This window comes from Bacillus sp. RC51 (genome assembly GCF_044908115.1).
In the GTDB taxonomy this organism is placed as follows: domain Bacteria; phylum Bacillota; class Bacilli; order Bacillales; family Bacillaceae_G; genus Bacillus_A; species Bacillus_A mycoides.
In genome coordinates this window covers 92,357-118,790 of sequence record NZ_JBIYCW010000004.1, presented here as the reverse complement: position 1 = coordinate 118,790, position 26,434 = coordinate 92,357, and the positions used below count along the sequence as shown (strand labels likewise).

General features: G+C 34.2%; 33 protein-coding genes. 9 read left to right on the top strand and 24 right to left on the bottom strand.

What is annotated here, in order from left to right; genetic code table 11:
- The first annotated feature begins 49 nt into the window (after positions 1 to 49).
- The 4 genes from ABH959_RS11020 (at position 50) to ABH959_RS11005 (ending at position 3,772) form a co-directional block, all read left to right on the top strand.
- Positions 50 to 1,711: a sigma-54 interaction domain-containing protein gene (locus tag ABH959_RS11020; protein WP_113937470.1), complete on the top strand. Its 1,662-nt coding sequence runs from the start codon at positions 50 to 52 to the stop codon at positions 1,709 to 1,711.
- Between the two features lie 218 nt (positions 1,712 to 1,929).
- The gene (locus tag ABH959_RS11015) at positions 1,930 to 2,202 is read left to right on the top strand and encodes a (2Fe-2S)-binding protein (RefSeq protein ID WP_002012972.1); all 273 of its coding nucleotides are present in this window, start codon (positions 1,930 to 1,932) and stop codon (positions 2,200 to 2,202) included.
- Positions 2,199 to 2,531: a (2Fe-2S)-binding protein gene (locus ABH959_RS11010; protein WP_404492573.1), complete on the top strand. Its 333-nt coding sequence runs from the start codon at positions 2,199 to 2,201 to the stop codon at positions 2,529 to 2,531. The genes ABH959_RS11015 and ABH959_RS11010 overlap by 4 nt, the downstream gene beginning before the upstream one ends.
- Positions 2,528 to 3,772 carry an NAD(P)/FAD-dependent oxidoreductase gene (locus ABH959_RS11005; protein ID WP_404492572.1) on the top strand — a complete coding sequence of 415 codons (1,245 nt, stop codon included), beginning with the start codon at positions 2,528 to 2,530 and terminating at the stop codon, positions 3,770 to 3,772. Before ABH959_RS11010 ends, ABH959_RS11005 begins: the two co-directional genes overlap by 4 nt.
- Before the next feature lie 69 nt (positions 3,773 to 3,841).
- Here the strand turns inward: ABH959_RS11005 and ABH959_RS11000 are convergent, their stop codons facing one another.
- From ABH959_RS11000 to ABH959_RS10990, 3 genes are all read right to left on the bottom strand, one after another.
- A complete protein-coding gene (locus ABH959_RS11000) occupies positions 3,842 to 4,564 on the bottom strand; it encodes a hypothetical protein (RefSeq protein ID WP_002142100.1) in 723 nt (240 codons plus the stop codon).
- Positions 4,565 to 4,720: 156 nt separating this feature from the next.
- Entirely contained in the window at positions 4,721 to 5,029 is a 309-nt protein-coding gene (locus ABH959_RS10995) for a YxcD family protein (RefSeq protein WP_000447767.1), read from the bottom strand.
- Complete coding sequence (locus tag ABH959_RS10990; RefSeq protein ID WP_002085037.1) at positions 5,017 to 5,466, bottom strand: hypothetical protein; 450 nt, start codon at positions 5,464 to 5,466, stop codon at positions 5,017 to 5,019. Before ABH959_RS10990 ends, ABH959_RS10995 begins: the two co-directional genes overlap by 13 nt.
- A gap of 257 nt (positions 5,467 to 5,723) precedes the next feature.
- On the opposite strand from ABH959_RS10990, the gene ABH959_RS10985 reads away from it, so the two are divergent.
- On the top strand, positions 5,724 to 6,488 hold the full coding sequence (locus ABH959_RS10985) for a DUF1836 domain-containing protein (protein ID WP_002065900.1): 765 nt from the start codon (positions 5,724 to 5,726) through the stop codon (positions 6,486 to 6,488).
- Between the two features lie 192 nt (positions 6,489 to 6,680).
- On the opposite strand, the gene ABH959_RS10980 is transcribed toward ABH959_RS10985, so the two are convergent.
- The 3 genes from ABH959_RS10980 to ABH959_RS10970 are packed head-to-tail and all read right to left on the bottom strand — an operon-like array spanning position 6,681 to position 9,220.
- Positions 6,681 to 7,520: a metallophosphoesterase family protein gene (locus ABH959_RS10980; protein ID WP_404492571.1), complete on the bottom strand. Its 840-nt coding sequence runs from the start codon at positions 7,518 to 7,520 to the stop codon at positions 6,681 to 6,683.
- Positions 7,521 to 7,560: 40 nt separating this feature from the next.
- Positions 7,561 to 8,067, bottom strand: a complete 507-nt coding sequence (locus ABH959_RS10975; RefSeq protein WP_404492570.1) for a GNAT family N-acetyltransferase — start codon at positions 8,065 to 8,067, stop codon at positions 7,561 to 7,563.
- Between the two features lie 37 nt (positions 8,068 to 8,104).
- A complete protein-coding gene (locus tag ABH959_RS10970) occupies positions 8,105 to 9,220 on the bottom strand; it encodes an HD domain-containing protein (RefSeq protein WP_404492569.1) in 1,116 nt (371 codons plus the stop codon).
- Positions 9,221 to 9,502: 282 nt separating this feature from the next.
- On the opposite strand from ABH959_RS10970, the gene uptA reads away from it, so the two are divergent.
- A complete protein-coding gene (gene uptA, locus ABH959_RS10965) occupies positions 9,503 to 10,108 on the top strand; it encodes an undecaprenyl phosphate transporter UptA (RefSeq protein WP_016101251.1) in 606 nt (201 codons plus the stop codon).
- Between the two features lie 28 nt (positions 10,109 to 10,136).
- Here the strand turns inward: uptA and ABH959_RS10960 are convergent, their stop codons facing one another.
- Positions 10,137 to 10,634, bottom strand: a complete 498-nt coding sequence (locus ABH959_RS10960; RefSeq protein ID WP_002136771.1) for a DinB family protein — start codon at positions 10,632 to 10,634, stop codon at positions 10,137 to 10,139.
- A gap of 145 nt (positions 10,635 to 10,779) precedes the next feature.
- Here ABH959_RS10960 and ABH959_RS10955 point away from each other — a divergent pair, with 145 nt between their 5' ends.
- On the top strand, positions 10,780 to 11,004 hold the full coding sequence (locus ABH959_RS10955; RefSeq protein ID WP_002032598.1) for a hypothetical protein: 225 nt from the start codon (positions 10,780 to 10,782) through the stop codon (positions 11,002 to 11,004).
- Between the two features lie 47 nt (positions 11,005 to 11,051).
- On the opposite strand, the gene dltD is transcribed toward ABH959_RS10955, so the two are convergent.
- The 8 genes from dltD to ABH959_RS10915 form a co-directional block, all read right to left on the bottom strand.
- Positions 11,052 to 12,233, bottom strand: coding sequence for a D-alanyl-lipoteichoic acid biosynthesis protein DltD (gene dltD / locus ABH959_RS10950; RefSeq protein ID WP_016095607.1), 1,182 nt, complete (start codon positions 12,231 to 12,233; stop codon positions 11,052 to 11,054).
- 269 nt (positions 12,234 to 12,502) lie between these two features.
- Positions 12,503 to 13,036, bottom strand: a complete 534-nt coding sequence (locus ABH959_RS10945; RefSeq protein WP_002136774.1) for a GNAT family N-acetyltransferase — start codon at positions 13,034 to 13,036, stop codon at positions 12,503 to 12,505.
- Between the two features lie 113 nt (positions 13,037 to 13,149).
- Entirely contained in the window at positions 13,150 to 14,772 is a 1,623-nt protein-coding gene (locus ABH959_RS10940; protein ID WP_113937476.1) for a peptide ABC transporter substrate-binding protein, read from the bottom strand.
- A 20-nt stretch (positions 14,773 to 14,792) separates the two neighbouring features.
- Positions 14,793 to 15,794, bottom strand: a complete 1,002-nt coding sequence (locus tag ABH959_RS10935; RefSeq protein WP_113937477.1) for a C40 family peptidase — start codon at positions 15,792 to 15,794, stop codon at positions 14,793 to 14,795.
- A 39-nt stretch (positions 15,795 to 15,833) separates the two neighbouring features.
- Positions 15,834 to 16,895 carry a dipeptide epimerase gene (locus ABH959_RS10930; protein ID WP_181777938.1) on the bottom strand — a complete coding sequence of 354 codons (1,062 nt, stop codon included), beginning with the start codon at positions 16,893 to 16,895 and terminating at the stop codon, positions 15,834 to 15,836.
- Positions 16,896 to 16,999: 104 nt separating this feature from the next.
- The gene (locus ABH959_RS10925) at positions 17,000 to 17,326 is read right to left on the bottom strand and encodes a DUF3870 domain-containing protein (RefSeq protein ID WP_002012954.1); all 327 of its coding nucleotides are present in this window, start codon (positions 17,324 to 17,326) and stop codon (positions 17,000 to 17,002) included.
- Positions 17,327 to 17,414: 88 nt separating this feature from the next.
- Entirely contained in the window at positions 17,415 to 17,690 is a 276-nt protein-coding gene (locus tag ABH959_RS10920; protein ID WP_113937479.1) for a hypothetical protein, read from the bottom strand.
- Positions 17,629 to 17,985 (bottom strand): FtsB family cell division protein, encoded by a 357-nt coding sequence (locus tag ABH959_RS10915; protein ID WP_002085024.1) that lies wholly within the window; start codon positions 17,983 to 17,985, stop codon positions 17,629 to 17,631. The genes ABH959_RS10920 and ABH959_RS10915 overlap by 62 nt, the downstream gene beginning before the upstream one ends.
- A 288-nt stretch (positions 17,986 to 18,273) precedes the next feature.
- On the opposite strand from ABH959_RS10915, the gene ABH959_RS10910 reads away from it, so the two are divergent.
- Positions 18,274 to 19,200, top strand: coding sequence for an aldo/keto reductase (locus ABH959_RS10910; RefSeq protein ID WP_113937480.1), 927 nt, complete (start codon positions 18,274 to 18,276; stop codon positions 19,198 to 19,200).
- 48 nt (positions 19,201 to 19,248) lie between these two features.
- On the opposite strand, the gene ABH959_RS10905 is transcribed toward ABH959_RS10910, so the two are convergent.
- The 8 genes from ABH959_RS10905 to ABH959_RS10870 all read right to left on the bottom strand — a co-directional run bounded on the left by ABH959_RS10905 (position 19,249) and on the right by ABH959_RS10870 (position 24,076).
- Positions 19,249 to 19,845 carry a DJ-1/PfpI family protein gene (locus ABH959_RS10905; protein WP_113937481.1) on the bottom strand — a complete coding sequence of 199 codons (597 nt, stop codon included), beginning with the start codon at positions 19,843 to 19,845 and terminating at the stop codon, positions 19,249 to 19,251.
- Positions 19,842 to 20,333 carry an ankyrin repeat domain-containing protein gene (locus ABH959_RS10900; RefSeq protein ID WP_113937482.1) on the bottom strand — a complete coding sequence of 164 codons (492 nt, stop codon included), beginning with the start codon at positions 20,331 to 20,333 and terminating at the stop codon, positions 19,842 to 19,844. The genes ABH959_RS10905 and ABH959_RS10900 overlap by 4 nt, the downstream gene beginning before the upstream one ends.
- 385 nt (positions 20,334 to 20,718) lie before the next feature.
- The gene (locus ABH959_RS10895) at positions 20,719 to 20,949 is read right to left on the bottom strand and encodes a hypothetical protein (RefSeq protein ID WP_000789035.1); all 231 of its coding nucleotides are present in this window, start codon (positions 20,947 to 20,949) and stop codon (positions 20,719 to 20,721) included.
- A gap of 166 nt (positions 20,950 to 21,115) precedes the next feature.
- Positions 21,116 to 21,616: a transglycosylase SLT domain-containing protein gene (locus ABH959_RS10890; RefSeq protein WP_113937483.1), complete on the bottom strand. Its 501-nt coding sequence runs from the start codon at positions 21,614 to 21,616 to the stop codon at positions 21,116 to 21,118.
- Between the two features lie 209 nt (positions 21,617 to 21,825).
- Complete coding sequence (locus tag ABH959_RS10885; RefSeq protein ID WP_113937484.1) at positions 21,826 to 22,041, bottom strand: hypothetical protein; 216 nt, start codon at positions 22,039 to 22,041, stop codon at positions 21,826 to 21,828.
- A gap of 194 nt (positions 22,042 to 22,235) precedes the next feature.
- Positions 22,236 to 22,499: a hypothetical protein gene (locus tag ABH959_RS10880; RefSeq protein ID WP_002142115.1), complete on the bottom strand. Its 264-nt coding sequence runs from the start codon at positions 22,497 to 22,499 to the stop codon at positions 22,236 to 22,238.
- Positions 22,500 to 22,641: 142 nt separating this feature from the next.
- A complete protein-coding gene (locus tag ABH959_RS10875) occupies positions 22,642 to 23,202 on the bottom strand; it encodes an AAA family ATPase (protein ID WP_404492567.1) in 561 nt (186 codons plus the stop codon).
- 112 nt (positions 23,203 to 23,314) lie between these two features.
- Positions 23,315 to 24,076 carry a class I SAM-dependent methyltransferase gene (locus ABH959_RS10870; protein WP_002085011.1) on the bottom strand — a complete coding sequence of 254 codons (762 nt, stop codon included), beginning with the start codon at positions 24,074 to 24,076 and terminating at the stop codon, positions 23,315 to 23,317.
- A gap of 203 nt (positions 24,077 to 24,279) precedes the next feature.
- Here ABH959_RS10870 and ABH959_RS10865 point away from each other — a divergent pair, with 203 nt between their 5' ends.
- Positions 24,280 to 24,558 (top strand): hypothetical protein, encoded by a 279-nt coding sequence (locus tag ABH959_RS10865; RefSeq protein ID WP_113937487.1) that lies wholly within the window; start codon positions 24,280 to 24,282, stop codon positions 24,556 to 24,558.
- Positions 24,559 to 24,636: 78 nt separating this feature from the next.
- Here ABH959_RS10865 and ABH959_RS10860 read toward each other — a convergent pair whose 3' ends face one another.
- The gene (locus tag ABH959_RS10860; RefSeq protein ID WP_113937488.1) at positions 24,637 to 26,433 is read right to left on the bottom strand and encodes a Xaa-Pro dipeptidyl-peptidase; all 1,797 of its coding nucleotides are present in this window, start codon (positions 26,431 to 26,433) and stop codon (positions 24,637 to 24,639) included.
- Between the last annotated feature and the right edge of the window lies 1 nt (position 26,434).

Sequence of the window (26,434 nt, the reverse complement as noted above, 5' to 3'; positions counted from 1 at the left end):
ATTATTTTTTTATCACTGTCTAAATTTTTATACATAATAGGAGGGCAATATGGCATTTTCATTCCCAACAATAAAAGAGTTTATAAAAATTTTATCAATTGATCGTACAAGTATCGTTAAGCGCATGAAACAGGTAGGTGAAAAATTTTATTACCTCCATTCACCTACTGAGGAATGGAGGTGCACAGTTATATATGAAGATGACTCTTTCACTACTTTAATCGACGCATTTTCTCATGAACTAGCCGTTGTCATCATTAAAGAAAATCAAGAGCCTTTATGCTGTATAACTGCTCAGCAACTGATTCCTTTTCTTTATAAGTATTACAATGAACTACTAGCTTTTTATAACACTGTTATTCAAACGTCTGATTCTTCTGTTACAGTCATCGATGATAAAGAATGCGTTCGTACTTGGACAGATGGCGCTGAAAAGATTTTTTCAGTGAACCATAATGAAATTATCGGACAACCCATCACCCGTTTTTTTGATTATAAAGATTTAGAAATTCTGCAATCATTACATGACGGAAAAAGCATAATTGCTCAGTTCCATCAGCCACGTCCAGATTTGTTCGTATTAATTAATTCAAACCCAGTTTATTGCAACGATAAAATTATTGGAGCAGTCGTTTCAGAAACGGATGTTACAAATCAAGTCGTATTAAATGAAAAACTATTTAATATGTCGCATGAAATGCACCGTTTAGAACAAGAAGTAGCAAAATATAAAGATACATCCGACCCTTTCCTTGCGATGAATGGAAAAAGCCCTGTTATACAAAGAACGATTCAATTAGCTAGAAAGGTTTGTTCAGTGAAATCTACGGTCTTAATACTCGGAGAAAGCGGAGTTGGAAAAGAAGTGTTTGCGAAAGCAATTCATGAAGCAAGCGAAACAGCAAATGCCCCTTTCATTTCAATTAACTGCGGCGCAATCCCAGAAGCGTTATTTGAAAGTGAATTATTTGGTTACGAGCGCGGGGCGTTTTCTGGTGCAAATAGTAAAGGTAAGAAAGGTAAAATAGAACTTGCACAAGGCGGTACTTTATTCCTCGATGAAATAGGCGAAATGCCGCTCGATATGCAAGTGAAACTTTTGCGTGTACTGCAGGAACGAAAGTACTACCGAGTTGGTGGAGAAAAAGAAATAAATATTGATTTCCGCATTATCGCTGCTACAAACCGTGATTTACAAGAAGAAATGAGAAAAGGAACTTTCCGAGAAGATTTATACTATCGCTTAAATGTAGTTAGCTTGCTTATTCCACCGCTGCGCGAAAGACGAGAGGATATTATCGAATTGACGTACTCCTTTTTAAACGATTTTTCAATAAACTATAACAGGCCTATTCGAGACTTACCTTCAAATATTATGCATGAACTACTTCATTACAATTGGCCTGGTAATATTCGCGAGCTCCGAAACGTAGTTGAAAGACTCGTCGTATTTGCGACAGACGGCATTATTAAACAAGAATATTTACCATTTCATACAAATGAAACTTTAGACAATCATACAGCTCACTCCCTATTACTCAGCAACAATAATACGATTCTTTCTTTACAAGAAGAAATGGATGAGCACGAGAAAAAGGTAATTGAAAGAGCTTTACGTATTTTAGATGGTAATAAATTAGAATGTGCGAAACAACTTGGCGTAACGAGGGCCACTTTATATAACCGTTTAAAAAGACTGGGATTACAATAAAGTGAAACTTTAATCAGTGGTCATCCCCACTTGATTATCAGCCCTCACCAATCGGGCTTTTACGGGCAGCCCGACCCCCACCTAACTTCTTTGCTTTCACTGAATTTTGAGGTGGTGTCTTACTGCCCAGCAAATAGCGGGATAATCCCTCTCCTCCTCTATATTGGCATAGTTTTTGCATAATAATTTATGTAAACCGAACTAGAGGAGGAATACATATGACGAATAAAGAGAACTTAATTGTTTGTCGCTGTGAAGAAGTTACATACGGACAACTTCAATCGACAATTGCTGAATATAATTGCTCAGCTCGTGAGCTAAAACTAAGAACACGTGCTGGTATGGGTTTTTGCGGCGGTAGAACATGTAGAATGACGATAGAACGAATGGTAGAAAATGCGAATCCTAACATATCCCAAAATGAAATTCCATTAAAATATCAACCGCCAGTGCGTGCAGTTACTTTTGGAGCGGTAGGTGACAATCAATGAGTAGAATTACACATCACCCTATTTTAGGAAGTTTAAATAGTAGTCAGCATATCAATTTTCAATTTAATGGTCAACAATATGAAGCATATGGACATGAAACGATAGCGGCCGCTCTACTTGCAAACGGAATAAGAACGTTAAGAGTGCATGAAGATAGCGGAACTCCGCGAGGTATTTATTGTAATATCGGGCATTGTTCTGAATGCCGCGTGACTGTAAACAATCAAACGAATGTACGAACTTGCTTAACTGTAGTTGAAAACGATATGGTTGTTGACAGCGGAAAACAGCATCCAAATATCGTGAGAGCGATGGTGAAAAAGCGATGATCGATGTAATTATTATTGGTGCAGGACCAGCAGGATTATCAGCTTCCATCTCTTGTGCACGTTTTGGACTTAACGTACTTGTTATTGATGAATTTATGAAGCCGGGCGGGAGATTGTTAGGACAGTTGCATCAAGAGCCTACTGGGGAATGGTGGAACGGAATAGAAGAATCAAAACGTCTTCACGAAGAAGCAAAATCTCTTTCAGTCGATATTCGGTGCGGTGTTTCCGTCTATAATTTAGATAAAGAGGAGAGTTGTTGGTTCGTGCATACAAATATCGGTACGTTAGAAGCACCGTTCGTACTAATTGCTACTGGGGCTGCGGAGTATTCTATTCCCCTACCTGGCTGGACACTTCCAGGAGTTATGTCAATTGGAGCAGCTCAAGTTATGACAAATGTTCACCGCGTGCAAGTTGGAAAAAAAGGAATCATAATTGGCGCTAACATTTTGTCTTTCGCCATTTTAAATGAATTACAATTAGCTGGAATTAAAGTAGAACATATTGTACTTCCTGAAAAAAGTGAGTTAAGCCAAAAAGCCGGTGAACCAGAAGAAGTTTTAAACTCACTCTTAAATGCGGCTCACCTCGCCCCATCTCCCTTCCTACGTATAGGTAGCCGTTTTATGAAATATGATTGGATTCGAAAAGTTGGATTAACATTTTATCCAAATAGCGGCATGAAAATAAACGGGACGCCGCTTCATCTTCGTAAAGCTGCACTTGAGATTATCGGAGCGGAACAAGTTGAAGGTGTTCGTGTTGCTAACATTGACTCTAAAGGGAATATTATTAACGGATCAGAAAAGATATATGAGGCAGACTTCGTTTGTATAGCCGGAGGTTTATATCCGCTTGCTGAGCTTGCGGCTGTAGCGGGATGCCCTTTCCATTACATTCCAGAATTAGGCGGACATGTCCCACTTCATTCAGAAGAAATGGAAACCCCTCTTCCAGGTTTATTTGTAGCTGGAAATATTACTGGAATTGAAAGCGGAAAAATCGCGATGGTGCAAGGAACAGTCGCTGGATATTCAATCCTAAAACAAGCTAATAAAACATCTAATTCGGTTGAAAAACATTTACAACAAGCAATTCAAAATGTTCACACTGTACGTCAGAAAGCTGCGATTCAGTTTAATCCGATGGTTGATGTTGGTAGACGGAAGATGAATGAACTTTGGCGTGATTTTCATTCTAAAAAAGATACTTCATATAAGCAACAAGAAATTATTTAATATTCTTATACTACACTTTCTATGACAAAAAGCTCCCCTTATCAACAATAATAAGGGGAGCTTTTCAAATTATTTCACTTCAATTGTCCAATCACCATCTGCTTGAATAGTGAATATATGTATACCGTTTTCTTTTACAGGCATTTTTTTCGTTGTATCAGCTGCACCAATTTCATTAAATACTATACTATCATTTAATTCAACAATAAAATTACTTTCACCGTTCATATGTACACCATGTAACTCTTTCAAGCCTTTTTCAAGTTTTACAAAAACAGCATCAGATCCATGGCCACTAATTGTTCCCGGAGTTGTTATTACTTTATCCATTGAAATAGACTGTGACATATTAACTTTCCAATGACCATCCGCTGTAGGATTAATGAAATATTTACCGCTCTTTTTTATGAGAACTAACCTTTTTTCTTTTCCATTACCAATAAAATTTGAAAGTGAACCAGCGTCATTACCTTGTTCGTCTTTCAACTCAAGAATCGCATTACTTTCTCCTGTATGTTCTACCTCAGCAATGACAAATCCAGATTTCAATTCAAAAAAGTCAGAAGAATTCTCACCATCACCTTCTAATGACACATTATGATCTTGAGATAATCTCTCCACTGTACTTTTTTCTGTTATTTCTTTAGCTTTTGGACTAGTAGTTCCAGTTTGTTGTTCCACATTATTATCTTTCTTTTCGTTCGCTTGTACATCTTTCGTTTGTTCTGTTGAATTGCAAGCAGTTAAAGATAAACAAACCGTAGCTAATGCTACTAATAATTTATTTTTCATTATATCCTCCTATTAACATAAAATATTCTTGATTATAATAACATGCTTTTACCAATTCATTAGTTTATTAATAATTGGATTTTATCCCAAAAGAAGAAACATACTAACAATATGAATCCAAATAAAAAACTGTTAGAGCATACAGCTCTAACAGTTTTATTGTTCATTATTATTAAATTTCGCTAATGCGTAAATGCCTTCTTCATCATCTAATTCAAGTTGCAATCTTGCTGCAAATGAATTGACATTATATTCTCTATCTAGCAACAAGCGTAGTGCTTCGATTAAGTTTGCTTGAATTAAAATTTGCTGGCGACCATTTACCTCTACTTCTGCAGAGAAACCGTAGTCATCATCATACATTAGTTCAACTGAAACTTCTTCTGGACCAACTTGTCTTTTTTCAGCGATATATACGCAAAGCGCATTTATAAGCTCTTGTTCAGAAATTTTTATTGTTTCCATGCTACTTCATCTGCCTTTTTCTTACGTTGATCTTTGAAGTATTTAAATGCACGAACTGCTAACATTACGATACCAGCCATTAATAACATATTTACCATAAACGCTAATACAGAACCAAGAGCTCCCATATTTGCAAATAAGCTACCCATTAGTAAACCACCAAGACCACCTAGTAATAAACCTTTCATAAAGCCACCTTTATTACTTTTTGGCGCTGTGTTTGTTGCTTTTGTTTTTGAATCAGTTGTCGTTTTTTGTGAATTCACATTAGAATCTTTTTTGTTTAAATCAACTTTTGACTTTTGACCTGAACTTGGTGTATATGATTTTTTACCAGATTTGTAACTTTTCGCTGCCGCATGATCTACGAACATAAAGCTACTAGCCCCAAAGATAACCATGAATGCTGTCATTACTGCTACAAGTTTTTTCAACATATTATATCCATTCTCCTTTTATATAGATATATGTGAAATCTACCTTTCTAGTAAATTCAGAATGATAGATTTGTTTTAAAACCATTTTAAAGGTTCTTATGAACTTATTATATGAACTTTTGTCGAAATATGCAAGCATTATTTACTTACGACAATTTCATGACATAGGAAAAATTAAGCAAAACGGAATTGACTTTAAATGAAACAAAACATATTATAAGTTCATAAGAACTTTTTATAATTTTGGAGGTGAAAAGATGGAAACATTTCATCTCACACGAAACGAAATGGCAACGCTCCTTCTATCACTAAGAGGATGGAATACGAAGAAGCCTCTCGGCATTTTACAAGAAGCTTGGGCAAAGTCACATAAAAAAGATATTGAAAGCGGACAAAGCGTTACTGCTTTTATTACAACCGCACTTTCACCTATTTTTGAAAAATTGATTAAGATTGACGATACGGATGTCGGTTTTTCTTTAAATGAAATAGTTGCGCTTGGCAATCAGATTGAAAACACGAGTTTCTCTGTAACTGCTATGCAAAACTGGGTGAAACGAGATATAAAAGAAATGATTGGCTCACCTCAAAAAGGGAAAAAATACTCAATCGAACAAGCAGCATTACTATTCATTGTCGAAGATTTAAAAACAGCGCTTGATTTTGAATCTATTCGCAAACTATTACGACTCATCGTAAATGACCCGGCCGATCGAAGTGATGATTTAATTAATCCTCTTCATTTATATGTAGCTTATTCTTCTTTATTTGAAGAACTGAATCAAGGGAATTGCTTACAACTAAATGCTACAGATACAGTTCATACGATCGAAAATATCGTAAAAGAAAAGGCTGATAAAATAGCAAGTAAGTTCGATCAAATTAATAACGAACAACGCGAAGCAATTCGTAACGCTATTATTATCGCCACACTTTCTGTACATACCGCTTATGTACAAATGCTAGCAAAACGTTACGTTTCAGCAACGTTATTTTTACAAAATTTAGATGTGAAGCCGTAAAAAATAGGAGCAGAATTGCTTCTATTTTTTTATAACAAAAAGGCATTTAATTTTAAAGACGAAAACAAGCATAACCCTGTCGTATATTGAGAACAGGGTTATGCTTGTTTTTCCTCGATGTAAGATACTTAACTACACTAAACAATTTAATCAGAAATTCTTTTAAAATCTAAATTTCATTCCATTAGATTCCTAACCGATTTTTTCCATAAATCTAATTACTTCATCCCTATAATTGAATTTATCATTAATCTTTTGTAATAATTCAATATCATGAGTATGGGTTTTTCCTGTTTCGAGCAGTTCTCGATATAAATCAATATACGGAAGTTGTTTATTAATAGCATTTTTTAATTCCTTTTCTACATCATAAGAAATTTTTTTAAATCTCACCTCTGCAATCCCTGCCTCATCAATTTCAAGAATTGCATACTGAGCACGTAGGTCAGAGTTTAACTTGTCCCATCTGTAAAAAGGTTGTCCAATAGTTCCTGGGTTAATAATTAATTGATCATTGCTACTATAGCGTAACAATTGGTGATGGGTATGAGCGTAAATTGCAATATCATAATCATGATCAAATAACTGATCAAAATTTTCCTGATTATTAGTGGGCCATAAATCTCCTCCATAATTTATATTTGGTAAATTATGACTAATACTGATAGATAAATCATTCACCCGTTTTGTTATATGTAATGGTAGATTTTTAATATGATTTATATAGTTTTTATCCAGATTTTCACATTGATACTGCACTAATCTAGAAACATAAATATCAGTAGCGTTATTAATATCAATGTTTTTATTAAGCACATCAAGAAAGCTATCTTCCCAATTCCCTTGAACATAAGTATCAACGTTAATACTCTCTAACATCTCAAATAAATCATTCGATCCAGGCCCAGGCATAATTAAATCTCCTAAAAACCAATAATCAGTCACACTTTCTTTAATAGAATCTTCGATAACTGCTTTTAAAGCAGTTGCATTACCATGGACATCGGCCAGTAAAGCAATTTTATGTTTCATGTATTTCATTTCCCTCCCTGAATTTACAGTACATTCAGAATTAATTATATGTAATTTTTTCCTCTTTCTTAATTCTATGCATATCATACACTTTCACTTGATTCTCTATATACGACTTTTCTTTTTTAAATCCAGCTTTCTCATAACAACGAATGGCCCTCTTATTATCTTCCCTAACTTGCAATACAACGGCTTGTATATCCGGATTTAAAAATGATTTACTAATAAAATACTTTGTAATCTCCGTTCCAAGCCCTTTTGAATATAAATTCGAAACACCAATGAGGATAGAGTATTCCATCACGCACGCATCGTCATATTGCTTCTTTTTTAATCCGACTCTCCCTATTACTTCATCCTCTACTACTATTACATGATAACTCGCATAAGACCGCGACAATTTTCCAGTCCAATACTGCCGAAGCTCTTCGATTGTATATCGCTTAAATGATTTCACATCTGCTATGTTATGTAAATCTTCGTCGTTATACCATTCTAATATAATTGGCATATCATCCAATTCTAAAAGACGTTCTTTCCAATCCATATTTCCACCTCATTCATTTTTAAATTTTCGAACCAATTTAATTTGAATACGCATATTCTTTTTTAGGCAATTTTACTATCTCTTGAATGAAAGGTGATTGTTCTATAATATCCTCTAACTGATCATTACTATAAACATAAATACCACCCATGTATGAACTGTAAGCCTTTTTTTCAGTTATTACTGCTAAGGTGCTATTTTCCTTTTTAAAATCACCCTCTAGTCCCTTTTCAAATGATAAACTTTTAGAAGCTGAAAAATATAGCTGGATTAACGCCGCTATTTCTATGTCGTCTGATTTTGCAAAATACTTTATTTCATTTAAAATCATTTCATCTTGTAACGGAAGAAAGTCCTCTACTTCTAACCTCTCCCCTTTATGAAAGAAATTTTGTAACTCAGGAGTATAGAACGAAAGATTTTTCTCCTCTACCTTTTTAAAAATAGATTGTATTAATAAGTCTTTCCCTATTACAAATGGATGGCCAAAGCCATTATTGTAAAGCCCTTCTTTTATTTTCATTAGTTGTTCGATCAAAGGGATTCCTGATTCTTCAATAACAAGTTTACCGTTAATAAAACGCATATTAGCAATCAATTCTTCTATTCGTAAGCCCTCCAATTCAAGCGTGGAATAATATAAATCTCTATTCCAAAAATCTAATTGATCCATTCCTAATGAATTAAATAATAGCTCATCTATAATCGGAAAAACTCCATCTTCGGTTAAAGCTTTCGTTACATCTTCTAATAATCCAGAAGTCTGATTTAAAATCGTGCGTATTTCCTCATCCTCCTGAATCATTCGAACAGTCCAATCACCATGATCCTCACCTGATATTTGCTGAAAACAATGTGAATATGGACCATGTCCAACATCGTGTAGAAGGGCTACAGTAGATACTAACTTTCGCTCATATTCTGACAAATGAATGTCACCAATCTCCGTAAGATGTTCTATCACTTTATTAACTAGTACATATACACCTATTGAATGTTCGTTCCTCGTATGTATTGCGTTCTCGTGTAAAAAATATGTATGTCCTTGTTGTTTAATATGAGCCAACCTTCGAAACGCTTTCGTATCGATCAATCGTATAATATCTCTATCTTGAATAGTAATTGATCCGTAAATAGGATCTGTAAAACGCATAACTTCTCCCCCTTTGTAAATTCAACACTCACATCATTATACAAAATTTTCAGTCTACTAACCCTTTCATTCTCTTTAAATATGAGAAATTTTTAATAATCTTTTCATTATCTCTTCATGAAAACATGGCTTATATCCTTTACTATAATACTTATGAGAGACATAAAAGAATTGAAATGGCAATCCCCTATATAAATAAGGTATAATCTACATATAGTGAACCTTTTATATTGTTAAATAAAGGGGCTTATATTCAAAATTCATAAATTAGAAGGTGCAACAATGTTAAGTAGTTTTATTCATTCAGTATTAACATTTTTTGAAGGATTAGGTTATTGGGGCATTATGCTCGGACTTATGATTGAAATTATTCCAAGTGAGATTGTCCTTGCTTATGCGGGATATTTAGTATTCAATGGTAGTATCTCATTTGTAGGCGCAGTTATATTCGGTACAATTGGTGGTGTTATTGCCCAAATCTTTGTTTACTGGATTGGACGATATGGTGGTCGCCCTGTATTAGAACGTTACGGAAAGTATATTTTCATTCATAAAAAACAAATTGACGCTGCTGAAGATTGGTTTAATCGATACGGAACTGGCGTAATTTTCACTGCACGTTTCATTCCTATCGTTCGTCATGCGATATCAATTCCTGCTGGTATTACAAAAATGCCATTACTACGTTTCACTACATTAACAGCACTTGCGATCATCCCTTGGTCTATCATTTTCATTTATTTAGGTGAGAAACTAGGTGAAAATTGGGAGAATATTAACGATATTGCTGGACCGTATGTGAAATCGTTCGCTATCGGTGGCGTTGTACTTATACTTTTATATTTCGTAATAAAAAAGTGGACAAAAAAACGTGAAAATCTTGCTTAAGATTATAATAAAAACCGCTATAAATTCATTAAGAATTATAGCGGTTTTTATTATCGGCTTGATCATGTATTAGAAATTGTATTATTTCTTTTTTATGCTTTAAGTCATGCTCGATAAGTGATGAAAAATAATTATTTAACCTCAATTTTTTTGTGCCAAATTGATAGTCATTATTAAAATTCCGAGCAGGAATTCGCTCAATTTGGTCTACTAATTGTTTACGAGTAAAGCTAAATTGATCTATTAGTTCTTCTTTTGAAATACCAGACCTTGCATATTTTATTGCACCCTTATTCATTTCCTCAACATCTGTTGGAACGATAGGTACAGATTTCCCGCTTACAAAATATGAAATTCTATACTTCATTAGAAACTCATCCCAAACAATAAAATGTGAAATTACATCCGCAATTGCCCATGAACCTTTTTTAAATGGTTGAAACCATATATCCTCCGATATTCCATTCAATGTTTGGCACCATTCTATTAGATTTAACTTTTCTTCCAGAATCCTTCCTTTCTCCATAATGCACTCCTCTTCCACACAAATAATTCATTCATATTAATGATTTCTAGACATTTCATTAAAACCCTCCAGTTTAAGATTTACTTGGATAAGTTACAATTCATTTGTAATTTCGTATAGTAACTCAAAAAGGAGTGATCCCCCTATGCATTGGCAGCAAAAAGTACCATACTTAATCGGACGCCCTGTTGGTGTTTCTCTTATTAATGGGCAAGGAACTTCCGGCGTTTTATGCGGCGTTCAAAATAATCAATTATTTGTTTACGAATACCTTTACCAAGCCCAGTTCGCCATGAAACATTATGACTTTAGACAAATTCAAGATATACACGCCTTTCCAAATTGCCCACACCAAAATCCTCTATACTAAAAAACAGGAACGGCTTTATTGCCATTCCTGTTTCTATTGTTTATGCATTATTTTTCAGAGTAAAACTTCTGCACTGCTTCATCAAAATAGATCCATCCTTTCCAGCCTAAATGAATCGTATCTTTTAAGAAATACTTATCATATTCATGGCTAGAAAAATCGACTACTGGGTATCCTGCTTTCTCAACTTGATCGCGAACCTTATTGTAATACACATCACGACGTTCTTTTGGGAAACCAGCGTAATCATACCACGGTCCGTTTACAGGCACAGAAATAAAGAGTGGTTTTACATTTTTTTCTTTGAAAAGATCTAAAACAATTTGTAAGTCATCATATTCTGGTGAATCATCATACGATTCATTTGCTCTAAAGTTTTTTAAACCTTTTAATTTTTTCTTTAAATTATGTTTATAATAATATGGATTTTCAATTCCGAATGTATTTGTTGTGGATCCTACTTTACCTTCTTGTTCCGCATGTTTACGTGCATCTTCCCAAGAAAGCGAACGTAATCCCATATTTGTTTCCTCTTTCATCGGTTCGATCTTAAATAGAGAGTTAAATAAATCTCGATGATCTAAAATGTTCCGGTACATATACGCTAGCGGTTTAGCTAGTCCAGCTTTTATGTTATGTTTTGTATCGTTATATACAATACTTTCTAGCGAACTACTTAATATCGCATCCTTACGAACAACTTTATAATCTAGTAAACGTTTCGCGATTTTTTTCTTCATTTCAGGCTTTATTTCGTCATTAAAAATAAAGTGATAGGCTTGTTGTTTGGAGAAATTATTTGTAAAATCCCCTTGTGATACACCGGTTTTTGTAAACCATTGTGGTGAAAGAACAAAGACTACCTTTTTACCTTCTAATTCATCCATTGTAGACGTCATATTTAATATATGAGCCAAGCTTTGCGTGCCACCAGTCCCTATTAAAAATGGAGTAAAACCTGCTGGATTTACTTTAAAATAGTTAGATGGATGATATGCATCCATTCGTAAAAACTCTGATGAACCATACATCGGTAAATACTGCGAATTCTCTAACATTTTCTGTTGCAAGAAAACACTTTGTAATTTCTCTTTTTGTAAGGAAGTTGCTGCATCTTCTATCTTTTTATCGCTTAATAGTGATACTAAACTCTTAGATGGAATAAGCAATACAATGAAAAAAAGTACGCAGGCTAAAATAATTGGTCCGAAAGCATGCTTCATCTTCATCTGCTATTCCTCTTTCTAGTACTATTAAATTGTAACCCTTGTTTTTGACACGTCATCATTTTTCTCCTTTTTCTCTATACATGTTCCATTCTATTTATCTATTATTTACATGTATGTATTCCCTTTCTTTGCACTATTAAGTTAAATACTTATAGAGCAAGAAAGTGTTTCCAAAGAAACATGTTAATTATACAAGATTCTACATAAATTTCACACTGGAATTTTAGTAATAATTTTATTTTTAAACAGTGAAAAAACACGTAAAATGTCTATAATCCATCAGATGATGTATTGAGTTCAAAATATGATAATAAACGCCCACTATGATCAACATCTTGAGTATATGTAAAGCCTAGCTTTCGTAAAAGTTTTTTCGAATTCTCATTAGCTACTTTAACCCTAGCAATTATTCTTTTTAAATTCATCGTTTCTGTTGCATATTGAATGGAAGCCTCTGCTGCTTCTGACGCATATCCATTCCTCCAATACTCTGGATCAAGGAGATACATAATTTCTGTTTCACCTGTTTCATTTACCTTTCTTAAACCACAATGTCCTAATAACTGGCCTGTTTCATTTTTGAATAACAGCCATACACCAAAATCATACTGTTCCCAATGCAATATAAGTTGACTCATATAATCTTTAGTTTCATCTATTGACATACCTCTTGATTTAGCAAGCCATTGACCAACCGCTTCTTTTTTCAATATGTTATAAAATTGATCAACATCTTCTATATTCGGTTTTCTCATCACCAATCTTTTCGTATGTATTACTTTCCCCTTTACAAATACAGACATAGTGCCCCTCCTAATACTGTTTATAGACTAGTAAATTATACCATGAACTATCATCGGCTTTAACTAAGGAAAAACAGACTATCACATACGTGAAGTCTGTTTTTCCTCTTTCTTTACTTTTGTACGTCCGCCCATTTCAAGCTAGTTGCTGGACCAAATTGGTGAACATATAAATCTTTTACGTACGGTTTTTGTAAGTAAGATAATCCGCGCTGGAATACCGGTGCAATTACTGCATCATCAAGAAGTACTTTTTCAGCATCTTGCATTGCTTTCCAGCGAGCCTTTTCATCATTACCTAATTCAGTTTTAATCTTCTTAATTAACGCGTCATACTCTGGATTTGCATATCCTGTATTATTTACGGTACTTCCCGAAAGGAAAACTTCTAAGTATGTCATTGGATCTGGATAATCAGGTAACCAACGTGATAACGACATTTCGTATTCTTTTTTCTTCTCTAACGCTAGTTTTTGCGTATGTGGTTGTAATTTCACATTAACTTTTAGCCCTGGTAAGTTTTTCTCAAGCTGTTCTTTAATATATTCTCCTACTTTTTTAAAGTTCTCTAAGTCATAGTTTAATAGCTCTAACGTCACTTCATTTGTGCCCGTCTCTTGCTTCGCCTTTTCCCAATATTCTTTCGCTTGTTTTACATCAGTCTTATTAAACTCACCTACCGTACTTCTAAAGTCTTTCTTATCTGGTCCTTTTAAAAATCCTTTTGGTACGTAATAATTCGCAGCAACTGATCCATCATTTAAAAATGAAGTCGCAAGCCCTTTCTTATCAAACACTGTACTTAGCGCAAGCCTTGCATTTTTATTTTTAAGAATCGGTACACTTTCATTAAAACGGAAGAAGTACATAACCGGATCTGTATATTGTTTTAGCTCTTTATTGTTTTTATATTTATCTACGAATTCTGTTGAAATGACAGCTCTATCTACTTTATCTGTTTCATATAAATTTACCGAAGTTGAAATTTCTTTAACAATTTGGTAGTTTACTTCATCTAATTTCACTTCTTTTTTATCCCAATATTTATCGTTTTTCTTCATTGTAAAGCTCGCTTCGTGCTTCCACTCTGATAATGTAAATGGCCCATTATATATCGCTTTATTTGCCTCTAACCCGTATTTATCACCTTGCTCCTTCGCATATTTTTCATTAATTGGATAGAAAGATGGTAAAATGAGTAGTTTCGTAAAATACGGTACAGGATGTTCCAGCTCTACAACGAACGTTTTATCATCTTTTGCTTTCACACCTAATTCTTCTAAGCCTAATTGTTTCTTATTTATCTTCTCCGCATTTTTCACATCGTACGCGATATATGCATATTGAGAGGCTGTATCTGGATTTATAAGTTGCTTCCAAGCATATACGTAATCATGAGCTGTTACTGGATCGCCGTTAGACCATTTCGCATCACGCAAGTGGAATGTATAAGTCTTTCCGTCTTTACTCACTTCATATTTTTGTGCTCCAGCCTGGATCACTTCATCATTTTTCGATAAACGGAATAACCCTTCCATTACATTGTTTAAAACATTAAACGATACGGCGTCTGTTACTTTTCCGGAATTTAGTGACGGAATTTCACCCGTTTCTAATAGTTGCAATACTTTCTTCTCATCTTTCGGCTTTGTAGCTGTTTTTTCTTTAGCACAGCCTACTAAAAATGAAGATACAAGTAGAGTACTAACTAATGAGTAGCGAACAACCTTCTTCATATAAAGCCCCCCTATCTTTTTTAAGGTAAGTAACGACGAGCACCAGCGTATTCTTCTATATATCCTGGTGTATTTAGCGGTATAATTTCTACCGATCTTTCAGCTCTTGGTGAGTGAATCATATTTCCATCACCAATATACATGGCAACGTGATGAACACTACCTTTTCCTTGATTATGTGCAAAGAATATTAAATCGCCCTTTTGTAGGTTTTCTTTATCAACCGCAATTCCTGCTTTTGATTGTGGCCCAGAATCCCTCGGTATTGTAATGCCATGTGATTTATAAATCGTATGTGTAAATCCAGAGCAATCAAATCCAAAACCACTTGTACCAGCCCATATATACGGTAATCCTAAAAACATTTTTCCGGTGTTTATTAAGTCATCAGCGGTTGGAGTCGGAATATCATTTTGAGAATGGTAAACAGTTCCATCATTTTTCCGTAGCCACGCCTTCTGACCATTTGGCAATAATACGCGGTATGAAATCGTATCTTCACTTAGTAGCGGTAATCGCGTATTATAGCTGACTTCAAGCGATTTATGTTTTTCAGAAGGGTTAATATATACAATTGCTGTCGGTTTCGTTATTAATACGAAAGGTTCGTTTGTTTTATCTACAAATTCTTGATTATACGTTAATTGTTTTTCAGGCATCCACCCTGGATACCCTTCTTCATTTCGCGGCGTTGGCTGTCCGTGCACTAGTACTTTTACCCAATCACCTTTTTTATCAATTACTGTTACTTCTTGACCGAGTAGCGCTTGCGTTTCTAATTTATTTGCACTCGTTAACCAAAGCTTCTCATCTAGCGTCATTGATTTCGTCCACTTCCATAAATCAACTGGATTTGTTGCGCTCGGTGCATCAATTGGGCGTAATGAGTCAGGTGCAGTCCATAACGTTGCAGCAGATACATCTATAAATGCTTTATTATCCTTCTTATCTTCAGCATTTGCCGATGTAAACGATGAAAATATAAATAAGGTTGTCAAAAATGCAGTTCCTACTTTTTTCATATATATCCCCCTTAAAAGATAGTTTACTAGGTACTACTTCTAAGATTGTATATTCACTACAGAATGCAGGTTTACCTTTGGACCATTGTAAGTCATTCCTTCCGGGTCTTCCATTAACCATAACGGTGCATCAAGATCAAAGTAATGAATGTTCGGATGTGCCGCAGCTAAATGGGCAACAGCACTAACTGAAAGTGAAGATTCCATCATACTTCCAACCATACATTTCACACCTGCTGCTTCCGCAATATCTGCAATTTTCCAGGCTTCTCGTATGCCGCCGCATTTCATTAATTTAATATTAAGTAGGTCTGCATATCCTCCTTGGACAATCTTTAATGCGTCGCTTGCCGAAAACATACTTTCATCTGCCATAATAGGCGTTTGTACATTGTCCTTCACGTACTTTAATCCTTCCCAATCTTTCGCATGAACTGGTTGTTCTACAAATTCTATATTTAAATTTCTATTCTCCATTTCTCTAATAATAGAAACCGCTTCTTTTGGATTCCATCCTTGATTTGCATCTAAACGTAACGTCGTATTCTTTGGTACTACATTTCGAATTGCCTCTATGCGTTCTAAATCTAAATGTGCCTCTTTACCCACCTTAATTTTTAATGTTTGGAATCCCTTTTCGATATGCTTTTTCGCTTCTTTTGCCATTAATAAAGGCTCATCCACACTTACTGTAATATCAGTATAAATCTCTTTCTTCCCACCTAATAATGCATATAACGGTATGTTGTGAAATCGACAATATACATCGTATAAAGCCATATCTACCGCCGCTTTCGCACTTGTATTTCCTATACAGCTCATTTGAATGTGTAACAATAACGTTTGAAATTGTAGCACATCTTTATCAACTAATACGGAGCGAATTGGCCCTAATATTGCTTCCTCAATCCCGTTGGTAAAATCACCTGTAATAACCGGTGTTGCTGCAGCAGCTCCTTTTCCAACAATCCCTTCATCTGTATGAATAAACACATCTATACTTTCGATTTCCGTTACAGTGCGAAGCGCAGTTTTAAACGGTGTATGAAGCTTTACATGTCGGCGGTTTACCTTCACATCGGTAATTTTCATTTTGTTCATCCTTTCATTGTTTATAGAGTGATACTTTAATCCCCGGGTGGCTTTTCCGTTAATGCGAAACAAAAAAATCCAGCCATAAGAAGATTCTTACGGCTGGATTTTGTCTATGAATGTGTAGACAAAGCAGCGATCTGATTATATTTTTTCTGTGCATCCTTTAGCGCTACAAGTAGCGCCTTTTGAGACGAACCGAAGTATCGATTTTTTATTTCTGTTACTAATGCTGGGTCATTAATATTTTTATGTAGAAACAAATATTTAACAAATTGAGATGTTAATGCAATTGTGGCTGAGCAATCTGCATCTACAATTTCCCCTGTATCCTTCTCAAGTACAAATGCTACAAAATAACTTTTGAACTTTTCGGTAATGGGATTATTTTGAGGTGCTTTCGCATCCCCTACGACGTAAATTGTATTTGAAGCGTACACAGCTATCTTCCTTTCTTATACGAGGATAACGGTTTTCTTAACAGACGTATAAGCTGTTAACTCAACGTTGATTAAAAAATGTATCCGCTTACCTTGTATTATATACAATTGACAGAATTTTAACAATATTTATTTTGACATATATTCCATAATTATGAAAATCTCTTGAAACAATTAAAATTGGCTCAAACTTCTCATTTTTACAATATGTCATTGCTCCTTGTACCATGACATTCACACTACAAACAACTTTTCCCTCATACATCAAAAAACAGTTAGCTATCGCTAACTGTTCCACCACTTCACTTTGGCAATACGAATATTGTTTCGTTTGACTTAGAAAATTGATACTCTTTTCTAGCAAACTTTAAAATCTCTTCTTCATTATCGGTTAAATTCTCAATGTTAGTCTTTAAAGAACCTTGATCTTTCTTTAAAGAAACTAATTGTTTCTTTTGATTTGTTATAGTATTTTTTTTGCCATTAATTACTTCTTGTTGTTTCGTTAAAATATATTGAACGTACAAAGTAGTCGCAGCAATAAAAATGAACATGAAAATAAAACGCCTTAACTTCTTCTTATTTATAGTTCGCTTGTCGTTAGGCTGTGATAGTTGCTCTGGTATATTAGGAACATTGACTCTTTTGAGTTTCCTCATTTTCAAATCCCCCTAACCCATATTTTCTCACTACCATAGGCACGATCTCTTACTAACTTAAATTCTATTCTTATAAAATAACCTCCTTCACAAAAAAATCTCACAAATTAACCAATTAGAGATAGCGTTCGACGACATCTCTGTATTTAAAATGAGAATTTTTATTTATGCTGCTATAAAATAGTAGTTTATGTTATTCTTTTTCCCCAATTGTAGAAAATATTTTTACACATATAAATTCTAGTTTTGCATACCGATGTTATAACATGCTTACAAGGAGGGAAAATGATGCACTACCGTACATTAGGTAAAACTGGAATTACTGTTTCTGAAATTGGCTTTGGAGCGTGGGCGATTGGCGGCGATGAATGGGGTCCTGTTAACGACACACAATCTATAACCGCTATGAAGAAAGCCATTGAATGCGGCGTAAACTTTATTGATACTGCTGATGTATACGGATTAGGACATAGTGAAAGGTTAGTAACTCAAGCGATAAGAGAGCACCGTAATAATATCGTTTTATCAACGAAAGGCGGTTTAATTGGGCATCACTATGATCCAAGTGGAGAGCCTGTTTATAATACTGCCGAAAAAGTGATCGCAGTATTTGAAACTAGCTTACTACGCCTAGAAACAGATTATATTGATGTTTATTTCTGTCACATTTGGTGGGATAAACAAGAAGAAACAGAAGCATTTTTACGAGCATTTGAAATATTAAAACGGGACGGAAAAGTAAGAGCTGTTGGTGTTTCAACTCACGACATACAATATATAAAACACTTCAATAAAAATGATGAAATTGATGTTGTGCAACTTGATTACAACATATTAAACCGAAAACCAGAAAACGACATACTGCCCTACCTACAGGAGAACAATTTAGGAGCTGTTATACGCGGCCCTTTAAAAATGGGGATATTAACTGGAAAGTTTACAAATAAAACAACTTTTCTTGACGGAGATTTACGCCAAGAATGGCCAAAAGAAAAGTGGTTTCAAGATGATTTACAAAAAGTAGAGAAACTACGATTACTCTCAAATGAAAATCAAACCTTAGGGCAACTTGCACTTCGTTATGTCCTCACTCATCCAGCGATATCGGTCGCAATTCCTGGCGCAAAAACAGAAAAACAAGCGAAAGAAAATGCAGACTCGTCTATCCGCCCGATTCTTACAGATGAGGAATTAGCGCATATTCAGTCAATATAAAACAAGACGAGCAGCTGGAAATATCCAACTGCTCATCTTGTTTTATTTTTAATATTGTAAATCAATATCATATTCCATTCTCTTCGCTGTTTCTTCAGCAACCTCAGCACCCAACAAATTTTTCACAATATGAAATGACATATTAATTCCGGCTGAAATTCCACCAGACGTAATAATATGCCCCTCATCTACAAACTTTACATTCTCTAATACTTCCACATTCGGAAAATCATTTCTAAAACTTTCAATACTTGCCCAATGTGTTGTCGCTTTGAAGCCATCGAGTAATCCAACTTTCGCAAGTAAAAGCGCACCGGTACAAACAGAAGTCATTAACTTTACTTCTTTCATTTGCTCGCGGATCCAATTTGTTATTATTTCATTTTTCATTTCGTTTTCTCTAACACCTAACCCACCAGGAATAATTAAAATATCAACTGGAGGCAAGTTTTCGATACTATAGTCCGGTTGTACCTTTAATCCATTTCTCGCTGTAATCATTTCTCCATCTTGACTAACAGTATGAACTGTAAATGGTTGACCTTCACTTGTTGCTGTAACGGAAAAAACTTCAAATGGACCCGCAAAATCTAACACTTCCACTTCATTAAAAAGAAAAACCCCTACATTCCATTGGCTAATCATAAGCTCACTTCCTCTTGCAAATGATGTAATAGGGATTCATGCTCTTTTTCTAAAGCAATATCATATGCGGTTTTCCCATCATTTTTCTTAATCATTTTATTAGCACCATTTTCAAGAAGTAATATAATGATTTCTTCATTTCCTAATAACGCTGCTTCATGAAGTCCTGTCCAGCCACCACTTTGCACAGCATTCACATCTGATCCCTTTTCAATTAAGAAAGCTACAAGCTCGCTTTGCTTATTCGCAATTGCTGCTTGAAGAGGTGTATTTTCATTTTCGTTTTTTGCTCTAATATGTATTTCTGCTCCCTGTTCTAAAAGGAAACTTGCAATTTCTTTCTGTCCAAAATAAGCAGCTAAGTGAAGCGGTGTCCATCCATCTTCACTAAATGAGTTAACAAAACTTGGATCCGTATTAATGATTTCTACTACCTTTTCTTTTTCCCCGCTTATGACTGCTTGTGATATTGATATGATTTGTTCCATAATGAACCTCCATGTATAGAAATATTAAGTACCCCTTAATAAATTCCATTAATAATCACATGTTCCTTTCTAAATAATTAAGTTTACATAATAATATTATTTTTATAATTCGTTATCCTAATAAAAAAACAACCGACTCTAATGAGTGGATTGTTTTTTAGTTTCATTTTTATAATCGTTTTAAAAAAATATCGTTTTCACTTACAACTAATAAACATTATTAAAAATGAAATGAAATTATATATTTAGCAGCCATGAACTCTTTACATATCAAAACCGGCTATTTACTTAAATTAATAGTTTTTTATCATTTGAAAATAAAAATGGAATTTATCCTTACATTTGAAAAATACGTATATAGCAAGAATCTATAGCAGTACTCTTATCATACTAATCTATAACAATTCTGCCTTCTTCCCTTACCTGTATCCTTTAAAACATAAGACTTTAAAACGAGTGCTGTTAGTGAATCTGTTAATGTTTTATATGATAAATTTGAAAGAGCTAATAGATCGTTCGTATATAACATTCTATGCTTCTCTAATAATAATAGTACTAATCGTTCTGACGGTTTTAATGTTTCATCACTTTCTAGTATAAAATCTATATTTTTCATATTCCTACTTCTTACTCCTTATATAAAAAAATGATTTTAGTAGTTATTTAATATAAAAATACTACATAACAAATTTGAAGATATATCGAAATAACATAACGCCCAAACACTTTTATACTATAACATAAAAAAGACATTTCCCCAAATTGAAAATGCCTTTTTATATCTACTTCTCTTTTTTATATAATTGATATGATTGTTCTAGCCCTTTATTATATTTCGTATTATTATCTGTCCATTCTCCCCCTAAGTTTCCTGGCCACCCTGATGTATTAGCAACATATTTAAGCAACTCCCAATCCTGCAATCCTTTTTTCACACCACGTTCATACGATTTGACCATACTTGAAATTGCTATCGTTGTATTTATACGCGAATCCACTAAACTCTCTTCCGATAATTGCACTGGTGCTAATCCACCACGATGTAATTGGAATAATCCAAAAGATGTTCCGTTATCTCCTATTGCTTTTCGGTTAAATTTTGTTTCATGATCCGCAATTGATAATGGTATCCAATCTGGAATATCATACCTCTTTGCAACTTCACTAATTACTTGCTTATTATTTTTAATCTCTTTCTGCTTTTCATAGTTAATATAAATTACATAACTTAAAGTAACTAACGTAAATAATATGAATATATATTGTAGTGCCTTTTTCATCATTTCATCTCCTGCTTTGTATATGTTTCACTTTCTATATACACTATAAGACTTTTATGTGACATTCATTTGACGAAATAATATTAATTATACATAAGCAGTTACAGTTTTAACTATCAATCTAAAAACTACAATTCTTCTAAAAGACTCCTTCAACACAGAAAAACAATCAGCCTTTCATGTATAGTACCTGAAAGGCTGATTGTTTTTCACTACACTTTTTTATGTATACAGTATATCCCCACTATTATAAGACAAATTGAAATTATAGATAAAGTTGTACCATGAATTTCATAAAATGCAGTAAAGAATTTCCCGCTTAGTCTATCCCAAATTTCTAATGAACCCGCGTAAATTGCGGAAGTTATATATGTAAGGCCAAATAGGAGAACTCCCGAAAGAACATAGGTTGTTCCAATATTTTTCATTAATAGCTCACCTCTATTAATTTTATTTGTGAATAAAACAAAAAAGACCTTTATACGTTAAAGATCTTTTCCATCTTATTTTTGTTACAAAAAACGCCAGAATCTAAAACAAAAACTCACTTCAGGATACGTATCTCCATATACAAATTAAAGACTATAAGGTTACCAGCGTCTTCTCGATTATCATTTTTACATTAAATGTTTCTTGCAATATGCGGTTTGCTGTAATGACTCGTTCCACCGCCACCTACTACTACTTTACCACCTTTTTCGAAGATTAATAATTTACTTGAACCATCTGAAAGTAAAACTATTACTTCAGCATGATCACTTGTAGCTACATAGATTACATAACCACTTTTTGAAATACAAGTTTCCCAATTCTCATCAAATTCTGATCTCACTACTCGATTTGAATACACTTGATTTTCAATTCTTCCTTGTTCTTCGTTTTCCAAGTTTATTCCTCCCACTTCTCTAAAGTGTCATTTATAGTAAAATAACAGCCCATTTAAAATAGTGACTGACTTTAACATAAATAGTATATGTAGTTAGTAGGAGAATGCTTGGACAATGAAAACGTAACAGCATTTAAGTATTTTACAATCGGAATTTTCCCTTAATCATTACAGCTACTTCTTTAGCATTCAAATGAGTATTATTAATTTTTATGTACTCTTTTTTTTCAATTTCATCATGAAATGAATTTAATCTATGTTTTTTCATCGTTTCTTTTAAATTTTTTTCAGACCATTCAATGTCTCTTTTTTTCGGTTTATGCTCTAGTCTATGTGGACTTTTATTTCGCTCTAATCTTTCATCTAATTCTGCCTCGAGCTCTACAAAATATACTGCTGCGCCTTTTGATTCAAAAATACTTACTACATGGTTTATGTACTCCCAATCCGATTGAAGGTCAAATGCCCATACATATGTAAAAATCATTCCGTATAAATCACTTTTAGACACTTCTTCAAATATTTCATTACGAAACAAACTTACTAATCTTTTTGCTTCCTTTGTACTGTAATCAAAAAACGGACTTACTAAATCAATGGTCATGTGATTATGAAAAATTTTCAAATCTGTTAGTTTCGCTAATTCTTGTCCGACTGTCATTTTCCCGACTGCTTGCGGGCCAAATATTAAGATGAATTTCATTTGTTTTCCTCCGATCTTTCTCTATAAACAATGAAATAAAACATATCCTAAAATTGAAAATAAGGCAGTCGATGTTGTGTCGATTGCCTTATTTTCATGAATAGTTCCTATATTATTCCTTTCGTACAGCTTCAAAAGTAATAATTTGTTCTGCATTTGACGGTTGCTTTTCATAAACATAGTCAGCAGAGCAAGTAATGTCAGTGAAACCTATACTTTCTAAAAGGAGCTTAAACTCTTCTATTCCATACCACCGCATTGCAAAACGTTGTAGTTCAGTTTGTACTAACTGTCCTTTACTCCATTTTTCATATTTTAAATATGATACAGTTACTTGGTTAAGCCAATCTATTTCAATTGATTTATTTTCTAATGTAATTCCGTCCCCGCTTGGCAGAGAAAAAGTCGATGTATGAATCTCACCCGTCTTCCAGTCATATGGAAGCGCAAGATCTACAATTAAACGCCCGCCTAGATTAAGATGTCGATAAAAACATTTCAGAGCATTTATAGAATCATCACGATTTTCAATTAAACAAAAGGATCCAGTAGGAATTATTATCGCTTCATATTTATGTGGCAGTGAAAATTGTTGTAAGCTTCCTTCATATAAATTAGGATGCAAGCCTCTCTCTTTACACCGCATACGGCAAGAGTCTAGCATTTCAGGCGAATAATCTATCCCATCAACTTTAAAGCCAGCTTCAAGAAATGGAATAATGACACGTCCCGATCCTACTGCTGCTTCGAGAATTCTCCCTTTACAACTTTTTAAACGATCTTGATAATATTCAATATCACCATTCAAAGAGTAACCGACAGGTTTTGTGAAATCATATAATTCCGTACAAAGTGTACTATAATAACTAAACATTTATTTTCTCCTCCGTTTTATGTGTACGGAAGATTCTAATTTACTTAATCTTTCCGTACCTCAAATTTTAATGAGAATTCGAAAGAGCTGACTGTCATAATATATCACTCGCTTTCCATAGAATATAATCATATTGTATAATATTCCCTTAAAAATGAACATATAGAAACCAAAATTCAGACTTATACCGAAAGGAGGATATGATGAATTCATTAATTGGATTTGTTTTTCTTCTTATCATATTTAATACACTGATTTTCTTTATAGCAAAGCAGTATAAACGAATATGGAAAATAGCCAGTGGTATTTTCATTCTTTCTTCCCCCATTGTTTTCTTTGCCACTATGCACGTAATTGGAGAAAAAGTAGGAGATGGATTAGCTGGAGGTTTTGCCGCTTTTACCTTTAGTGGCCTTTTAATCATTAATGCAATTTTTTTATTTGTTGTAAATATTATTATATCTACCAATAGAAATGCATAATACACTCCCTATGCTTGTAGACATTTCTATTTCAAAATTTAAAGAGCTTACTATAGTAAGCTCTTCATCAAAAACTATTTATTTCACAATCGGCAATGTCACTTCACTCAATTTCACAGTTAGCTTCGTTCCTGCTTTCGGTCTAATTGTATAATCGTAATCACTTGCGATTAAAACGATTCCCATTTGATGCCCTGCTTTAAATACGTAATCATCTGGCTGCATGTCCCATGTAAATGTGTAATCTTTACCAGGTTGAATCGCTGTTGAATTTTCTATACTATTTAAGTTTTGCGGATCCATCCAACCTCTCGTTACAATTTCAGGCCTCGCTCCGCCATAATCAACGAGTAAAGCTGTTAAATTCGAAACAGATCGATCAATATTTCCTGTTATTGAAATTTTAGGCGTACCACTTATTCGCATATCTTTTTGCAGTATAGGCATTGTATATACTAATCGATTCGCTATTTCTAACTCAGGGTTTTCTACTAGTTGATTTGACTTTATTTTAGCATCATCTACTAATGAGAAAACATTGTTTACTGATCCCATACTTAATGGTAGATTGACTGCTTTATTACTTAAATACATACGGACTTTTGATGGTACAGCTGCTGGATCTGGCCAATTTTTTATTTTTTGCCACGATTTATTTTCACGTTGTACATCTACCATCGGTTCATCCATAATTCCATTTTCAATTCCATATAACCAATAATCGAACCATTTATTTTGGGTTTGTTGCCAGTTATTACTTGATGTTCCGCCATGTCCACCTTGATGTAACCACATTTTACGAGGAACATTATTTTTGCCAAGAGCTTCCCACCACTGTGCGAACTGCTTCGTTTTTACATTCCAATCATTTAAACCGTGAACAACAAACACACTAGCCTTCACATTCTTAACATCTTTTACATAGTTACGTTTATCCCAAAAATCGTTATAATCGCCTGTTTTACGATCTTGTCCAGCTGTTAGTTCTTTAATAATTTGCCCGCAAACTTCAGGGTTCTTTCTTGTCAGTACTGCTTCTGCCATATTATCTGTATCTTCTCCTTGATAACCACCCGGCGCAATAACCGCCCCATTTGCACGATAATAATCATACCAGCTACTAATCGCTGCGATTGGAATAATTGTTTTTAACCCTTCCACTCCTGTCGTTGCGACAGCATTCGGTAACGTACCATTATAAGAAACTCCTGTCATTCCTACATTTCCCGAAGACCAATTTGCATTTACTTCCTTACCATCCTCTGTATATGCTTTCGCACGTCCATTTACCCAATCAATGACAGACTTAGTCCCTAATATTTCTTGCTCATCTCCAGTGGTCGGACATCCATCTGATTTCCCAGTTCCGATACTTTCACCTAAAATGACTGCATATCCTCTTGGAACGTAATAATTTCCGTATGAACCAAGATTAACAGCTCCATACGGTTTTCCTCCATATGCATTCAATTCTTCATCAACACTATAAACAGGAACATCTTTCAATCCAGATCGATATGGGCTCATTTCATAAATAACAGGGACTTTCACATCTGGATTTGTCTTTGGGCGCATAACCTTTACTGATACACGATCTTTTTTACCATCTCGATCACTATCAACTTCTGTCTCTACAAATAAATTTTCTACGATGGCCTCATCAAGTGAATAGATTGGCTTCGTCATCCCATTTTCTAATTCAATTTTTGTGTTTGGAGTTAAAGCTTCTGAGACTTGACCATTTAACTTAATATCACTCCCTTTTACAGAGCTCCCTTCCTTATTTTCCGCATGTGCAGTCATACTAGAAACTCCTGAAGTAATTGTTAAAGATAATATAGCTGAAAGTGTTATTGCTAATTTCTTTTTCCTCATG

Excerpts from the sequence above, each read along its gene's own strand:
- ABH959_RS10910 (WP_113937480.1), top strand. The coding sequence starts at position 18,274 with ATGCACTACCGTACATTAGGTAAAACTGGAATTACTGTTTCTGAAATT.
- ABH959_RS10990 (WP_002085037.1), bottom strand. The coding sequence starts at position 5,466 with ATGTTGAAAAAACTTGTAGCAGTAATGACAGCATTCATGGTTATCTTT.
- ABH959_RS11020 (WP_113937470.1), top strand. The coding sequence starts at position 50 with ATGGCATTTTCATTCCCAACAATAAAAGAGTTTATAAAAATTTTATCA.
- ABH959_RS10975 (WP_404492570.1), bottom strand. The coding sequence starts at position 8,067 with ATGGATTGGAAAGAACGTCTTTTAGAATTGGATGATATGCCAATTATA.
- ABH959_RS10865 (WP_113937487.1), top strand. The coding sequence starts at position 24,280 with ATGAATTCATTAATTGGATTTGTTTTTCTTCTTATCATATTTAATACA.
- ABH959_RS11005 (WP_404492572.1), top strand. The coding sequence starts at position 2,528 with ATGATCGATGTAATTATTATTGGTGCAGGACCAGCAGGATTATCAGCT.
- ABH959_RS10935 (WP_113937477.1), bottom strand. The coding sequence starts at position 15,794 with ATGAAAAAAGTAGGAACTGCATTTTTGACAACCTTATTTATATTTTCA.
- ABH959_RS10870 (WP_002085011.1), bottom strand. The coding sequence starts at position 24,076 with ATGTTTAGTTATTATAGTACACTTTGTACGGAATTATATGATTTCACA.
- uptA (WP_016101251.1), top strand. The coding sequence starts at position 9,503 with ATGTTAAGTAGTTTTATTCATTCAGTATTAACATTTTTTGAAGGATTA.
- ABH959_RS10945 (WP_002136774.1), bottom strand. The coding sequence starts at position 13,036 with ATGTCTGTATTTGTAAAGGGGAAAGTAATACATACGAAAAGATTGGTG.
- ABH959_RS10915 (WP_002085024.1), bottom strand. The coding sequence starts at position 17,985 with ATGAGGAAACTCAAAAGAGTCAATGTTCCTAATATACCAGAGCAACTA.
- ABH959_RS10890 (WP_113937483.1), bottom strand. The coding sequence starts at position 21,616 with ATGATGAAAAAGGCACTACAATATATATTCATATTATTTACGTTAGTT.
- ABH959_RS10875 (WP_404492567.1), bottom strand. The coding sequence starts at position 23,202 with ATGAAATTCATCTTAATATTTGGCCCGCAAGCAGTCGGGAAAATGACA.
- ABH959_RS10995 (WP_000447767.1), bottom strand. The coding sequence starts at position 5,029 with ATGGAAACAATAAAAATTTCTGAACAAGAGCTTATAAATGCGCTTTGC.
- ABH959_RS10985 (WP_002065900.1), top strand. The coding sequence starts at position 5,724 with ATGGAAACATTTCATCTCACACGAAACGAAATGGCAACGCTCCTTCTA.
- ABH959_RS10905 (WP_113937481.1), bottom strand. The coding sequence starts at position 19,845 with ATGATTAGCCAATGGAATGTAGGGGTTTTTCTTTTTAATGAAGTGGAA.
- ABH959_RS10955 (WP_002032598.1), top strand. The coding sequence starts at position 10,780 with ATGCATTGGCAGCAAAAAGTACCATACTTAATCGGACGCCCTGTTGGT.
- ABH959_RS10895 (WP_000789035.1), bottom strand. The coding sequence starts at position 20,949 with ATGAAAAATATAGATTTTATACTAGAAAGTGATGAAACATTAAAACCG.
- ABH959_RS10930 (WP_181777938.1), bottom strand. The coding sequence starts at position 16,895 with ATGAACAAAATGAAAATTACCGATGTGAAGGTAAACCGCCGACATGTA.
- ABH959_RS10900 (WP_113937482.1), bottom strand. The coding sequence starts at position 20,333 with ATGGAACAAATCATATCAATATCACAAGCAGTCATAAGCGGGGAAAAA.
- ABH959_RS10960 (WP_002136771.1), bottom strand. The coding sequence starts at position 10,634 with ATGGAGAAAGGAAGGATTCTGGAAGAAAAGTTAAATCTAATAGAATGG.
- ABH959_RS10970 (WP_404492569.1), bottom strand. The coding sequence starts at position 9,220 with ATGCGTTTTACAGATCCTATTTACGGATCAATTACTATTCAAGATAGA.
- dltD (WP_016095607.1), bottom strand. The coding sequence starts at position 12,233 with ATGAAGATGAAGCATGCTTTCGGACCAATTATTTTAGCCTGCGTACTT.
- ABH959_RS11015 (WP_002012972.1), top strand. The coding sequence starts at position 1,930 with ATGACGAATAAAGAGAACTTAATTGTTTGTCGCTGTGAAGAAGTTACA.
- ABH959_RS11000 (WP_002142100.1), bottom strand. The coding sequence starts at position 4,564 with ATGAAAAATAAATTATTAGTAGCATTAGCTACGGTTTGTTTATCTTTA.
- ABH959_RS11010 (WP_404492573.1), top strand. The coding sequence starts at position 2,199 with ATGAGTAGAATTACACATCACCCTATTTTAGGAAGTTTAAATAGTAGT.
- ABH959_RS10980 (WP_404492571.1), bottom strand. The coding sequence starts at position 7,520 with ATGAAACATAAAATTGCTTTACTGGCCGATGTCCATGGTAATGCAACT.
- ABH959_RS10860 (WP_113937488.1), bottom strand. The coding sequence starts at position 26,433 with ATGAGGAAAAAGAAATTAGCAATAACACTTTCAGCTATATTATCTTTA.
- ABH959_RS10940 (WP_113937476.1), bottom strand. The coding sequence starts at position 14,772 with ATGAAGAAGGTTGTTCGCTACTCATTAGTTAGTACTCTACTTGTATCT.
- ABH959_RS10885 (WP_113937484.1), bottom strand. The coding sequence starts at position 22,041 with ATGAAAAATATTGGAACAACCTATGTTCTTTCGGGAGTTCTCCTATTT.